The following is a 13,258-nucleotide window of genomic DNA, read 5'->3' as shown; positions in this document are numbered from 1 at the left end:
TTTATTTTATGGGCTTAATAGTCATACCATCTCTTACCTTTAACAAGGCTGTTGTGACATAACGTTCGTTAGGTTGAATGCCACTGATAACCTGCCTTAAAGTGTCGTTTATCAGTTGTCCGGGTTCAATATGACGGTATTTAACTATGTTGGAATCATTAACGATATAAAGGTATTTTCCTAACTGGTCTGTACCTATGGAAGCATCTTGTACTAAAATTGCTTGTTTCTCTTCGGCATAAGGTAATGTGATCGTTACATAAAGTCCGCTTTTTAATAAGCCTTCGGGATTGTCCAGGTTTGCACGGACATTTAATGTACCTGTCGATAAATCTACATTCGGGGATAAATAATCCAGTCTTCCTATATAGCTTTGTTTGCCGTCTTTTCCCAGATGGACTGTGATTTCTTTAGGTAGTTTTACTTTTCCTTCGTCGCTCCGGGCATTTAGCATAAGCATTTTCATAAGTTGATTGTCTTCGATATTGAAGTTGGCATACATAAGGTCGTCTTTATAGATAGTTGCTAATGTTACGGGTTGCAAGGAACCGTTAATGTAATTACCGATATCATATTTTCCTCTTGTTACACTTCCGTCGAATGGTGCACGTATATAGCAATAACTTAAATTTTTTTGCGCCGTATTTAGTTCAGCTTCGGCATTCTTGACCGATGCTTCTGCTTCCGATACGGTCGATTGTGCTTGTAATACTTGAATCTGGCTTACAGCTCCGCTCTTTACGGCTTCTTTCATTCTCTCGTAATTACTTTGAGCATAAGTTAGCTGTGCCTGGGTCGTTTTTAAAGAAGCTTCTGCCTGTTGAACATTGTCTTTGTAAATGTCCGGTTCAATGATATATATTAAATCTCCTTTTTTTACTTTTTGCCCCGGTTTAAGATAAGAGGTTTGTAAATATCCGTTTACACGGGCAACAAGATTGACCATGAGTTCGGATGTTAAATAGCCCGGATAGTCTTTTGTCAGTGTAATGTCCCGTATTTCGGGAGTCGCTACACTAATGGAAGGAACCGGCATCTCCACAGGGTGACTGTTTTTTCCTTTACAAGCGGCCAGCAATAAAAGGGTTACTATTGTAAAGCTATATTTAATAATCGTATTCATTGTGCTTTATATTTATATTGTCAATAATTAGTTTTCAGTTCAATTATTACTTTCGCTCCATCCTCCGCCTAATGCCTGGTAGAGTTGAATAAGGCTGAGCAGTGAATTTCCTTTTGCCTGTGTGAGGGCATTTTCGTATGAAAGCAGAGAGCGCTGTGCATCAAGTACATTCTGGAAGGGGCTGAGCCCTTGTTTATATAAGTCAAGTGATAGAGTCAATGTCTCTTTCCCTTGGTTTACTACTTCCCGTAAGGCAACAATCTGTTTGATGGAATTCTTGTATGCGCTCATTGCATTATCGACTTCCTGCACGGAAGTTAAAACCGTTTCGTTAAACTGACGTACGGATTCGTCCAATTGGGCTTTTGCCAACCGGGTAGCTTGCATCAGCTTTGTTCCCTGGAAAAAATTCCAGGTAAGGGTAGGGGCTATTTCATAAGTCAAGCTATTATGGTTTGCAATTTTGTCGATGTCATGAGATGCAAAGCCCACGGAACCTTTAACGAATATCTGGGGCCACCAATCCGATTTGGATGCTCCTAACGAAGCCGCGTATGCGTTGACCTGCCGTTCGGCAGAACGAATATCCGGCCTGCGTAATAATAGATTGGCAGGAATACCGACTCCTACGGGTTCAATATATTCGGGTAATGGCTGTTGGGTTTCTGTTATTTTGCGTACATCCCATGGATAAAGTCCCATTAAAACTCCAAGGGAATTGGTGTATTGAATGATTCCGGCTTCCAGCATCGGGACGGATGATTTTGTGTCGTAATATACGGATAGAGCTTGTGCAACGTCGAGTTTTGAAACAAGTCCGGTCTCAAATCTTTTTTCCGTTATTTTCACTACGGCCAGTTGGGATTCACAGTTTTTGTTTACTACTTCCAGTTCTTGTTGCAATTCCCGTAAGTTAATATAAGCGGATGCAACCTGAGCGCAAAGGGAGACCATAACAGCATTGTATTCTTCTTTTGAAGCGGCAAAGTTTTCTTTTTGGGCTTTTACCCTGTTGCGGATACTGCCGAAGACATCAATTTCCCAATTCATATTAAGCGATGCATCCGTATATTGAGTGACGGATTGAGGCAGTTGTGTGGTATTGCCACTGCTTTGTTGTCGCGTCCATCCTGCATTTAAACCTAGTGTTGGGGAGTAACTGCCTTGTTGTATGCGAAGGTTGGCTTTTGCCATGGCAATACGGTCGGCAGCCATTTGAACAGAATAATTCTGTTTTATGGCAACAGCTATCAGGGAATCGAGTAGCGGATCGTTGAAGTTGCTCCACCAATGGTCGTCTACAGGTAATGTTTGTTGGAAATCGTCGCTGTTTTCTTGCCAAGTCTGGGGAAGTGCCCGTTCAAGATACTTCTGTCCGTTCTGGGCGGAAAGTAAAACAGGCGAAAGAAGGCAGAGTACGGCATAACACCATTTGCGTAAATATACGTACATAATATTCTTGTTTAGATTTATTTCATAACATTTAAAAGTAGGAATTGTTCTGTTTTGTTTTCTCCGTTAACATAACTATAACGAACGTGTTAAACCTTCAATAAACAGGCCGCGATGGCGGTACGGGCGATTAAACTAACAAAACTACGTTGGTACAATCTTTAGATAACGGAAGGAGTGTTTGATTATCCTTCAAATTGTGTACCTTTGTCCCGCTTATAATAAATGAACGGTTGATTGTTTAATTTGATAGAATTAAGGATAGATTTATGCAAAAGTCCGACTGCATTATTGGTATAGAACATGTCTATAAATATTTTGGAGATAAGGCTGTACTGAATGATGTAAATTTGTTTGTTCGCAAGGGCGAGTTCGTTACTATATTAGGACCTTCGGGTTGTGGTAAAACTACTCTTTTACGTTTGATTGCCGGGTTTCAGACAGCGTCGGAAGGCGAAATATCCATTGCCGGAAAAGATATTACACAAACACCCCCTCATAAGCGCCCTGTCAATACCGTATTTCAAAAATATGCACTTTTCCCGCATCTTAATGTTTTTAATAACATTGCCTTCGGATTGAAACTTAAAAAAATGCCGTCTGCTACCATAACCAAAAAGGTAAAGCAAGCTTTAAAGATGGTGGGGATGACGGATTATGAATACAGGGATGTAGATTCTCTTTCCGGTGGACAACAGCAACGTGTGGCTATAGCGCGTGCAATTGTGAATGAGCCGGAAGTGCTTTTGCTGGATGAACCATTGGCTGCCTTGGATCTGAAAATGCGCAAGGATATGCAAATGGAGTTGAAGGAGATGCATAAATCTTTAGGTATTACGTTCGTGTATGTGACGCATGATCAGGAAGAAGCTTTGACGCTCAGCGACACTATTGTTGTCATGAGCGAAGGGAAGATTCAACAGATTGGTACGCCGATCGATATATACAATGAACCGATAAATTCGTTTGTTGCAGATTTCATTGGAGAGAGTAATGTGCTAAATGGTTTGATGGTAAAGGACAAACTTGTTACGTTTGCCGGGCGCGAGTTTGAATGTGTTGATGAAGGCTTTGGAGATAATGTCCCTGTCGATGTGGTTATCCGGCCTGAAGATATTTATATTTTTGAACCCTCGGAGGCCGCAATGCTGACAGGTACGGTAACCTCTTCGATCTTCAAAGGTGTTCACTATGAAATGATGGTTCAAACACCGAACGGATATGAATTTATGGTACAGGACTACCATTGTTTCGATACAGGCATGGAAGTAGGGTTGCTGGTGAAGCCATTCGATATTCATGTTATGAAGAAAGAACGCACTTGCAATACATTTGAAGGAAAATTGGTTGATGCTACCCATGTGGAGTTTTTGGGATGTGTGTTTGAATGTAAGGAAGTGAAAGATATTGACCCGGAAACACCGGTTAAGGTTGAGGTGAATTTTGAGCACGTTATTCTGGAGGATAATGAAGAAGACGGAAGGTTGACCGGCGAGGTGAAATTTATCTTATATAAAGGAAACCATTATCATCTGACTGTTTTTACGGATTGGGATGAAAATATTTTTGTAGATACAAATGATGTATGGGACGACGGAGACCGGGTAGGTATTACTATAGCCCCTGAAAATATACGAATCATTCATTGATAAAAAGGAAAGGAAGTGATTACTAAATTCTCAGCTTTTTTTATGCGGCGTAGGAATTGGACGATTCCATATGCTGTTTTTCTTGCCATTTTTGTGGTAATGCCGCTGCTCCTGATTGTAATTTATGCGTTTACGAATGCGGATGGTGCTTTCACTTTTGCCAATTTCAGGAAGTTTATGATGCACCCGGAAGCTATAAACACATTCGTTTATTCGATAGGGATTGCTATAATAACAACGTTAATCTGCCTTATTCTGGGATATCCGGCTGCTTATATATTAAGCCAGGCGCGGTTTAATACATCCCGTACTATGGTCATGCTGTTTATCCTTCCTATGTGGGTAAATATACTGATTCGTACATTGGCTACTGTTGCATTGTTCGATTTTCTTGATTTCCCTTTGGGAGAAGGTGCTCTGATATTCGGTATGGTTTATAATTTTCTCCCGTTTATGATTTATCCGATTTATAATACGCTCCAAAAAATGGATTCCAGCTTAGTTGAGGCGGCACAGGATTTAGGGGCAAATCCTCTCCAGGTTTTTATTAAAACTATTTTTCCATTGTCAATGCCCGGAGTAATGAGTGGCGTGGTTATGGTATTTATGCCAACGGTTTCCACTTTTGCTATTGCCGAGTTGCTTACAATGAATAACATTAAACTCTTCGGAACAACAGTACAGGAAAATATTAATAATGGAATGTGGAATTATGGTGCTGCTCTTTCTTTAATTATGTTGATATTGATAGGAGTCACTATTTTATTCAGCAATGATAGCGATGACGCATCAAATGAAGGAGGTGTGATATGATGGCGAAATTTATAGCGAAGACTTATTTATGGCTGCTTCTCGTATTGCTTTATGCTCCGATATTGATTATAATGATATTCTCTTTTACGGAAGCTAAAGTATTAGGTAACTGGACAGGTTTTTCTACTAAGTTGTATAGCTCTTTGTTTGCAGGCAATGTGCAACATTCATTAATCGGTGCTTTGTGGACGACATTTGCGATAGCTATATTGGCGGCCATTATATCGACGTTGTTGGGAAGTGTAGCAGCCATTGGCATTTTCAATCTGCGTTCGCGTACTCGCCAGGTTGTTAGTTTTGTAAATGCAATACCGATGATGAATGCAGATATTATCACAGGTATATCTTTGTTTTTACTGTTTGTGAGTTTCGGGATTTCTCAGGGATTTACAACCGTACTTCTTGCCCATATTACTTTTTGTACCCCTTATGTGGTATTAAGTGTGATGCCCCGTTTAAAGAAAATGAATCCGAATGTGTATGAAGCCGCACTGGATTTGGGGGCAACACCTTTTCAGGCGTTACGCAAAGTTATTTTTCCTGAAATACGGCCGGGTATGATTAGCGGATTTATTTTGGCATTCACTTTATCGATTGATGATTTTGCCGTAACTATTTTTACTATAGGAAATGAAGGATTAGAAACGTTGTCTACCTTTATTTATGCAGATGCCCGTAAAGGAGGGCTGACACCTGAGCTTCGTCCTTTATCAACTATTATCTTCGTTACAGTGTTAGTATTATTGATTATTATAAATAAACGGGCTGAAAAAGCAAAAGCCAGATAAATAAAATGAGTAAAATTTTAAGATTCTTATGCCTGTTAACCTTTTTGATTGGTTTGTTTTCTTCATGTTCCAGAACAAAGGAAGAACGTAATAAAATATTGAAGATATATAATTGGGCAGATTATATAGATGAGGATGTATTGAATAATTTCCCGAAATGGTATAAAGAACAGACGGGTGAAGATATAAAAGTTATCTATCAGGTTTTCGATATTAATGAAATCATGCTTACCAAAATTGAACGTGGACATGAAGATTTTGATTTGGTTTGCCCTTCCGAATATATTATCGAACGGATGTTGAAAAAAAATTTATTGCTCCCGATAGATCGAAACTTTGGTAAGACTCCCGATTATATAAATAACATATCTCCTTATATAAAAGAGCAATTGAATAAACTGAGCCAGCCCGGACGTGTAGCTACAAATTATGTCGTAGCTTATATGTGGGGCACAACCGGATTGCTTTATAATGAAAATTTCATCTCTCGTGAAGAGGTTATGACGTGGGATTGTTTGTGGAATCCTGAGTATAAGGGAAAAATCCTGATGAAAGATAGCTATCGGGATGCTTACGGAACAGCCATTATATATGCCCATGCCAATAAAATGGCAGAAGGCAAAGTTTCTGTTGAACAGTTGATGAATGACAATTCGCCTGAAGCAATCGCTTTGGCTGAAAAGTATTTGAAATTGATGAAACCGAATATTGCCGGTTGGGAAGCAGATTTTGGAAAAGAAATGATGACTAAGAACAAAGCCTGGATGAATCTTACCTGGAGCGGTGATGCAGTCTGGGCTATGGAAGAAGCGGCTGCTGTTGGTGTGAATCTTGGATATGAAGTTCCGCAGGAGGGAAGTAATATATGGTATGACGGCTGGGTTATTCCGAAATACGCATGTAACGTAAAGGCAGCCAGTTATTTTATTGATTATATTTGTCAACCGGATATTGCTTTGAAAAATATGGATGCAATAGGCTACGTTAGTGCTGTTGCTACCCCTGAAATACTGGAAGCTAAAATTGATACGACAATTACACAATATTCAAATCTGAGCTATTTTTTTGGAGCTGGTGCGGATAGCATACAGATTAATTTAGTCCAATATCCTGATCAAAAAATAGTAGAGCGATGCGCAATGATCCGTGACTTCGGAGATGAAACAGAACTTGTATTGGAAATGTGGAGTCGCGTTAAAGGAGATAATTTGAATACGGGCATTCTTTTGTTGATATTTACGGTATTCGGGCTACTTTTTGTATGGATCGTGATTCGTAAGATACGGAAATATAAGCAGAAACAGCGTCATCGCAGACGTCGTAAACGTTGGTATAAATAAAGAACATTATGGATGGTATTAAAAATATAATCATAGATTTAGGCGGAGTTATTATTAATTTGACGCGCAATCGCTGTATCGAGGCTTTTGAACAACTGGGAGTAAGTAATGTCCGGGAAAATATCGTAAATAATTTTCAGCACAAAGATCTTTTTATGAAACTGGAGTTAGGCTATATTTCTCCGGCCGACTTTAGGGATGGTATTCGTGATTTAGCTAAAAAAAATCTTACAGATCGGCAAATAAATGAAGCCTGGATTGCCATGTTGGGAGATGTGCCCGAATATAAGCTTGATCTGTTATTGAAACTTCGGAAAAAATACAATACGATGTTGCTTAGTAATACCAATGAAATTCATTGGGAGTGGATTGCCAAAAAATGGTTTACTTATAAAGGATTACAGGCCGGTGATTTTTTCAATAAGATATATCTTTCCTATGAACTGCACATGCTAAAGCCCAATACTGATATTTTTGAATATGTCCTTAATGATGGCGCTATTCGTTCAGAAGAAACTTTGTTGATTGATGATGCATTACCCAATTGCCGTACAGCTGAAGCGATGCGTATATGGGCATATACAGTACAGCCCCGCGAAGATTGGTCCCATTTGTTTTATTAATAATTAAACTTTTAACTTTTCAATCAGAACTAATACGGTTATCATCTGTTTTATAGACATCAATTTAAAACCGATTGATATTCGTGATATGAGAAAGTTATTAGTTCTGTTATTACTATTGCCTGCTATGTTGGGGAGTTGTTCAAAAAGATGAATTATCTCCTGTACATGCCCTTTATACGATATTGATAGGAGCTATTGTTCGGGATAATATTCCTATAAAACTTCGGGTAGATGAGTATAATTAAGGACACGTTTGGCACTTACTGCCGCTATTGAGGAAATATTTGACGAAGAAAGCGGTTCAAATGGCTTTGAAGTTGCCAATTGGAATGAAAAAACTGAGAACATTGATTTTGAAGGGAATTAAATATCCTTTACCCTCAATATATTGTACGAAGTCCCTACATCGTACACATCATTCCCGTCTACCTTCTTGATGTATTTTACTACTCGGATGGTGACGGGAAGTATTATTACTTCATATAATGATTTTAGTACTGCTTGTGTAGCAATCATTATTAACAGCTCGCTTGTAGGAATTAAACCTCCGAAAGCAATAGGAAAGAAAATAAGTGAATCAGCACTTTCGCCGGCCAGTGTGGAAACTATTGCGCGTAGAGAAAAATGCTTCCCTTGTGAAGCAATTTTCATTTTGCTCATTACATAAGCATTTAAAAAGGAACCGATAAGGAAAGCAATCAAACTTGCTATTGCAATGCGAGGTGCCATTCCAAATACAAAATTGAATCCTTCTTCTCCTTCCCAAAAAGGTGCAGCGGGAAGCATTACGGCAAGTTGTGCAAGTCCGATCACCAGAAAATTGGAAGCAAACCCGCTCCAGATAATCAAACGTGCTTTTTTGAATCCCCAAACTTCTGCAATACAATCATTAATGATATAGGATATTGGGAAAACGATTAATCCTGCCGTAGCAGTAATACCTGCTACCTGTACGACTTTTGTTTCTAAAAGGTTGGACGCTACAAGGCAAATATTGAATAAGATACCTAGCAGCATGAATGATATTGTAACTGTTTTTTGCATCTCTCTTGTTTTTAACGAGGTTAATCAAGCACTCGGGATTGCAAAGATAGGCATTTGGATAGAGAATGAAAAATTTCCTATGGGATATACTCCTGCAGCATAAATATAATACCTGTTTCTTAGTTCTTTTGATGCCTTATAGTGACAAAGTAGCATATATCCGGCTTTGGCTTTAAAGTAACGATTGATGCGGTAGTTAAAAACCATTCTGCCTCTCGAAAATTATGTTTGGGACGGATATCTTCTTCTATTAAAAATGAAAGATTATGATATATTTTCCCTGCTAAACTTACCTTAAAAGCGACCCCAGTACCATCTATCGCTTGTACCGGTTTTTGAAATAGGCAGATAAATAATAATAGAAAGATGTTTTTATGTAAAAATCGTGTCATGAAGCAGCGTTTGTCATTTCTCTGATTAGTTGACCCGCAAATATAATGAATATCAAATGGAACCATGATAGGCTAATCAGAATAAATTCAAAATATAGGTTTGATTAAGATTAAAATGATGGTTATTTATTTTTCTGTAATGTAAATGATTGATATTTTTGCAGAAACAAGAGTAAAAAAGCGATAAAATTAGATTCATGGAAGATTTTAGCTTTGAAGCACGAGTGCTTCATACTCCATATCAGAGACCTGATATCTATGGAGCATTGTCAATGCCGGTTTATAATACGGCAGCTTATGAATTTGAGACGGCGGAAGCAATGGAAGCTGCTTTCTGTGGACATACGACAGACCACGCTTATTCCCGAATAACAAATCCTACGGTCCAATACTTTGAAGATCGCGTACGTGCAATTACTAATGCAGTGAGTGTTACAGCTTTGAATTCAGGAATGGCGGCAATTACAAATACTCTGATAGCGCTTACTCATGCAGGAGGAAACATTGTAACTTCTCCTCATTTGTTTGGCAATACGTTTTCATTGATGAAAAACACATTGGCTGCGTTTGGTGTAGAAACGCGGTTTTGTGATCTGACGAATGAAGAAGAGGTTCGTGATAATGTTGATTTGAATACTTGTGCAATCTTCCTTGAAGTAATTACCAATCCTCAATTGGAAGTGGCCGATCTCCGGATGCTTTCTTTTATAGGTAAAGAATTTAGAATACCTTTGATTGCTGATACTACAGTTGTCCCATTTTCTGTATTTCATGCTTCAGATTTTGGTGTGGACATAGAAATAATATCTAGTACAAAATATATTTCAGGCGGGGCAACTAGTATTGGAGGATTGATTATTGATTATGGAACTGCAGACTGGAGCCATTCCATACCGTTGAAACATTGGTATGAACAGTTTGGAAGCAATGCTTTTACAGCACGTATGCGTAAAGAAATTCATCGGAATCTGGGTGCATATATGACTCCTCAGGTAGCTTACATGCAGACTTTGGGGCTCGAAACGATGCAGGTTCGTTTTAACCATCAGGCTTCAACTTGCCTGGAACTGGCAAAATGCCTTCAGAAGTTGGCAGGGATAGAATCTGTAAATTATACAGGACTGGAAAATAATCCGTTTTACACTATAAGTACAACGCAGTTCGGCATTTATCCGGGAGCGATGTTAACGTTTGATTTGGCTTCTCGTGAAGTATGTTTTACTTTTATGAATAAGCTTAAATTAATACGTCGTGCAACTAATTTGTTTGATAATAAAACACTGGCAATTCATCCGGCAAGTACTATATACGGGGGATTTACCGAAGAGCAACGGAAAGCGATGGATATAAGTCAGCAAACCATACGTTTGTCGGTTGGCTTGGAATCGATAGACGATTTGTATAATGATATCAGGCAAGCTCTGGATTCTGTTAAATGAAAACAATAATTTTAGCGGATAATCAAGATATTACCCGTGCCGGTATTTTATATATATGTGAGAAGATACTTGGCATAGATTCCGTATTGGAAGCGGAAGACAGTAAGCAACTATTGCGTTTGCTGTCTATATATCCGGATGCCGTTATTGTTTTGGATTATACCTTGTTTGATTTGGCTGGTGTGGATGAACTTATTATTTTACAGACCCGTTTTAACCGTTCCCACTGGTTGTTATTTAGTGATGAATTGAGTGAAGAATTTATTCGTAAGATCCTTTTTAGTACTGAAACCGCCAGCATAGTAATGAAGGATGCTGCGTTAGACGAGATCCAAAAAGCTATTCATTCAGCATTAACTTCTCAGCGTTTTATAAGCGATCGTATTTCTGGTTCGTTAGTAAGCAAGATCCCCGCTAAAGAGTTGGGAGAACGTCCGATTTTAACTGTGACAGAAAAAGAAATACTGAAATTAATAGCATCAGGTAAAACGACAAAAGAGGTTGCTGCAGAACGCTTTTCCAGTGTTCATACTGTAACTACTCACCGTAAAAATATTTTTCGAAAGCTCGGAATCAATAATGTCCATGAAGCAACTAAATATGCCTTGCGTGCCGGAATAATAGATTCTGCCGAATATTATATTTGATTAGAATTCTTCTTTGCTCTATATCCTTGTATGATAAATAATATTCCTGTAATGATTAATGCGGAAGATAGTCCTGTATAAAATACGGAAATAAAAGAATTGGGAAGAAGTTGTAATTTCCGGATTGTTATACCGAAAGTAATCATAAATACCATGATTATCCATCCTTTGATATCAAAGAAGGAAAAGGGACAATTCTTCTTTTCTTTTTTCAATGCTATGCGGTCACGGTGTTTATAAAATAGTTTTTTAAATACAAGATAAAAAAATAGTAGAAACACAATGATAGCTTCACACACTTTGAATAACGGGTTTTGTGCATCATCTATCCAGGTCAAAATACCAATTCGTAAAATATTTGTCCCTGCAATGATCCATACAAATCCTGCTATAAATAATAAAGTCCGTTTATGTACACCGTATTTCATTTACCGTTTGTTTCCTGCAAATATAAAAATTAGTATGAAACTACTTCTCCTTTTTCATTCATAAAAACTCTGGTTTTTTGCCCTTCTTGTGTTGTGGTATATGTAGAAAATCATCCTACTTTCTCAAGCCGGATGATTCCTATAGAATGATAATAAAAGGTTTGCCTTTTGATTTACTATAAATATAATTGCAAAATTGATGCCATGCCTTTCTGAATTTGATTAAAAATATAATATCCTGTCTATTAAGCAGGTATGAGGGTTGTTGCCTGTGTGAAATATAAGTTTGTGGTGTAGAAGTTGTGGAAAGGTGTGTAATATTTCCACAACTTCTGCGATGTGTTATTATTTTTATAAAGGATATTCGTCAAAAGCGTATAGCACTGTTGACAAATACCTTTCTCCCGTATCAGGTAATAACGTTACAATTGTTTTTCCCGCATTTTCGGGAAGCTGGGCCAACTGTAATGCGGCATATACCGCAGCTCCGGATGAAATACCTACTAATAGTCCTTCTTGTTGAGATAATTCTCTACTTGTACGGATAGCATCATTGTTGTCAATTTGTATGATTTGATCTACAACGTCCGGATTATAAATCTTAGGTATAAAACCGGCGCCTATACCTTGTATCTTATGAGGTCCGGGTTTTCCACCGGAAAGAACAGGGGAGTCGCTAGGTTCTACTGCTACGATACGAATGTTTGGATTATGCTTTTTTAGTCCTGCTCCGACTCCACTGATTGTTCCTCCAGTGCCTACTCCTGCAACAAAAATATCAACTTTGCCGTCTGTATCGCGCCAGATTTCTTCTGCGGTAGTCTGTGTATGCTTCGCCGGATTTGCCGGATTTTCAAACTGCTGTAAAATAATAGAGTCCGGATTTTCTTTATGTAGTTCTTCCGCTTTGGCAATAGCTCCTTTCATACCTTCAGAACCTGGTGTTAAAACCAGGTTTGCCCCAAGAGCTTTTAAAAGATTACGTCGTTCCAGGCTCATGGTTTCAGGCATTGTCAGGATTAGTTTATATCCTTTTGAGGCAGATACAAATGCTAATCCAACTCCCGTGTTTCCACTTGTTGGCTCTATTATTGTGGCTCCGGGCTTTAGGAGTCCTTTCGTTTCTGCGTCTTCAATCATAGCTAATGCTACACGGTCTTTTACGCTACCGGCTGGGTTGAAATATTCCAGTTTCCCAATCAATTTTGCTTTTGCTCCTTTTTTTGCATTGAAACTTGATAACTCCAGGAGAGGAGTGTTGCCGATTAAATCTGTCAGCTGTTTTGCTATTTTTGCCATATTCTGAAAAATTAGTTGTTCATATTTTTATATAACAAAGGTAGACATGTCTTTTCATATGATAAATACCATAAACAGGGTATATTGCCGGAAAATAAAAAATAATTTATCCCGATGATTTTTGAAAAACGTCCCGATGATTTTACAAAATCATCAAGGGGATTTGTTAAGGGAATAAAGATCGAATTTAGTATAAATATATTGTCATTTTTTATTAA

13 protein-coding genes are annotated in these 13,258 nt (G+C 38.2%); 7 read left to right on the top strand and 6 right to left on the bottom strand.

The genetic code is table 11. From position 1 onward, the window contains the following. Position 1 precedes the first annotated feature (1 nt). Positions 2 to 1,123, bottom strand: a complete 1,122-nt coding sequence (locus tag CTY47_RS14300; RefSeq protein ID WP_099465454.1) for an efflux RND transporter periplasmic adaptor subunit — start codon at positions 1,121 to 1,123, stop codon at positions 2 to 4. Positions 1,124 to 1,162: 39 nt separating this feature from the next. Beyond that, positions 1,163 to 2,575, bottom strand: a complete 1,413-nt coding sequence (locus tag CTY47_RS14295; protein WP_099465453.1) for an efflux transporter outer membrane subunit — start codon at positions 2,573 to 2,575, stop codon at positions 1,163 to 1,165. Between the two features lie 269 nt (positions 2,576 to 2,844). Between CTY47_RS14295 and potA the strand changes: the two genes are divergently transcribed. From potA to CTY47_RS14270, 5 genes are read left to right on the top strand one after another with little or no spacing between them, the layout of a single operon-like run. After that, positions 2,845 to 4,224 (top strand): polyamine ABC transporter ATP-binding protein, encoded by a 1,380-nt coding sequence (gene potA, locus CTY47_RS14290; protein ID WP_099465452.1) that lies wholly within the window; start codon positions 2,845 to 2,847, stop codon positions 4,222 to 4,224. A 42-nt stretch (positions 4,225 to 4,266) separates the two neighbouring features. After that, positions 4,267 to 5,037, top strand: a complete 771-nt coding sequence (locus CTY47_RS14285) for an ABC transporter permease (protein ID WP_099465451.1) — start codon at positions 4,267 to 4,269, stop codon at positions 5,035 to 5,037. Further along, on the top strand, positions 5,037 to 5,825 hold the full coding sequence (locus CTY47_RS14280; RefSeq protein WP_394340722.1) for an ABC transporter permease: 789 nt from the start codon (positions 5,037 to 5,039) through the stop codon (positions 5,823 to 5,825). Before CTY47_RS14285 ends, CTY47_RS14280 begins: the two co-directional genes overlap by 1 nt. 5 nt (positions 5,826 to 5,830) lie before the next feature. After that, positions 5,831 to 7,165, top strand: a complete 1,335-nt coding sequence (locus CTY47_RS14275; RefSeq protein WP_099465449.1) for an ABC transporter substrate-binding protein — start codon at positions 5,831 to 5,833, stop codon at positions 7,163 to 7,165. 8 nt (positions 7,166 to 7,173) lie between these two features. After that, positions 7,174 to 7,788 carry an HAD family hydrolase gene (locus tag CTY47_RS14270; RefSeq protein ID WP_099465448.1) on the top strand — a complete coding sequence of 205 codons (615 nt, stop codon included), beginning with the start codon at positions 7,174 to 7,176 and terminating at the stop codon, positions 7,786 to 7,788. 366 nt (positions 7,789 to 8,154) lie between these two features. Here CTY47_RS14270 and CTY47_RS14265 read toward each other — a convergent pair whose 3' ends face one another. Further along, positions 8,155 to 8,835: a queuosine precursor transporter gene (locus CTY47_RS14265; RefSeq protein ID WP_099465447.1), complete on the bottom strand. Its 681-nt coding sequence runs from the start codon at positions 8,833 to 8,835 to the stop codon at positions 8,155 to 8,157. Between the two features lie 119 nt (positions 8,836 to 8,954). Continuing rightward, a complete protein-coding gene (locus tag CTY47_RS14260) occupies positions 8,955 to 9,227 on the bottom strand; it encodes a hypothetical protein (protein ID WP_143813399.1) in 273 nt (90 codons plus the stop codon). A gap of 197 nt (positions 9,228 to 9,424) precedes the next feature. Between CTY47_RS14260 and CTY47_RS14255 the strand changes: the two genes are divergently transcribed. Both CTY47_RS14255 and CTY47_RS14250 read left to right on the top strand, forming a co-directional pair. Beyond that, positions 9,425 to 10,666: a PLP-dependent transferase gene (locus CTY47_RS14255; RefSeq protein WP_099465445.1), complete on the top strand. Its 1,242-nt coding sequence runs from the start codon at positions 9,425 to 9,427 to the stop codon at positions 10,664 to 10,666. After that, a complete protein-coding gene (locus tag CTY47_RS14250; protein WP_099465444.1) occupies positions 10,663 to 11,313 on the top strand; it encodes a response regulator transcription factor in 651 nt (216 codons plus the stop codon). The genes CTY47_RS14255 and CTY47_RS14250 overlap by 4 nt, the downstream gene beginning before the upstream one ends. Here the strand turns inward: CTY47_RS14250 and CTY47_RS14245 are convergent. Both CTY47_RS14245 and cysK read right to left on the bottom strand, forming a co-directional pair. Continuing rightward, entirely contained in the window at positions 11,304 to 11,741 is a 438-nt protein-coding gene (locus tag CTY47_RS14245; RefSeq protein ID WP_099465443.1) for a hypothetical protein, read from the bottom strand. The two genes, CTY47_RS14250 and CTY47_RS14245, sit on opposite strands and share 10 nt — an antisense overlap. A 351-nt stretch (positions 11,742 to 12,092) precedes the next feature. After that, positions 12,093 to 13,040: a cysteine synthase A gene (gene cysK / locus CTY47_RS14240; protein ID WP_099465442.1), complete on the bottom strand. Its 948-nt coding sequence runs from the start codon at positions 13,038 to 13,040 to the stop codon at positions 12,093 to 12,095. Positions 13,041 to 13,258: the final 218 nt, after the last annotated feature.

Source organism: Parabacteroides provencensis, assembly GCF_900232875.1.
In the GTDB taxonomy this organism is placed as follows: Bacteria; Bacteroidota; Bacteroidia; order Bacteroidales; family Tannerellaceae; genus Parabacteroides; species Parabacteroides chinchillae.
This window is presented reverse-complemented; position numbering and strand designations above follow the sequence as displayed.

What these genes read in the sequence shown, in the direction of transcription:
- CTY47_RS14300 (WP_099465454.1), bottom strand. Translation starts at nt 1,123, where the DNA reads ATGAATACGATTATTAAATATAGCTTTACAATAGTAACCCTTTTATTG.
- CTY47_RS14295 (WP_099465453.1), bottom strand. Translation starts at nt 2,575, where the DNA reads ATGTACGTATATTTACGCAAATGGTGTTATGCCGTACTCTGCCTTCTT.
- potA (WP_099465452.1), top strand. Translation starts at nt 2,845, where the DNA reads ATGCAAAAGTCCGACTGCATTATTGGTATAGAACATGTCTATAAATAT.
- CTY47_RS14285 (WP_099465451.1), top strand. Translation starts at nt 4,267, where the DNA reads ATGCGGCGTAGGAATTGGACGATTCCATATGCTGTTTTTCTTGCCATT.
- CTY47_RS14280 (WP_394340722.1), top strand. Translation starts at nt 5,037, where the DNA reads ATGGCGAAATTTATAGCGAAGACTTATTTATGGCTGCTTCTCGTATTG.
- CTY47_RS14275 (WP_099465449.1), top strand. Translation starts at nt 5,831, where the DNA reads ATGAGTAAAATTTTAAGATTCTTATGCCTGTTAACCTTTTTGATTGGT.
- CTY47_RS14270 (WP_099465448.1), top strand. Translation starts at nt 7,174, where the DNA reads ATGGATGGTATTAAAAATATAATCATAGATTTAGGCGGAGTTATTATT.
- CTY47_RS14265 (WP_099465447.1), bottom strand. Translation starts at nt 8,835, where the DNA reads ATGCAAAAAACAGTTACAATATCATTCATGCTGCTAGGTATCTTATTC.
- CTY47_RS14260 (WP_143813399.1), bottom strand. Translation starts at nt 9,227, where the DNA reads ATGACACGATTTTTACATAAAAACATCTTTCTATTATTATTTATCTGC.
- CTY47_RS14255 (WP_099465445.1), top strand. Translation starts at nt 9,425, where the DNA reads ATGGAAGATTTTAGCTTTGAAGCACGAGTGCTTCATACTCCATATCAG.
- CTY47_RS14250 (WP_099465444.1), top strand. Translation starts at nt 10,663, where the DNA reads ATGAAAACAATAATTTTAGCGGATAATCAAGATATTACCCGTGCCGGT.
- CTY47_RS14245 (WP_099465443.1), bottom strand. Translation starts at nt 11,741, where the DNA reads ATGAAATACGGTGTACATAAACGGACTTTATTATTTATAGCAGGATTT.
- cysK (WP_099465442.1), bottom strand. Translation starts at nt 13,040, where the DNA reads ATGGCAAAAATAGCAAAACAGCTGACAGATTTAATCGGCAACACTCCT.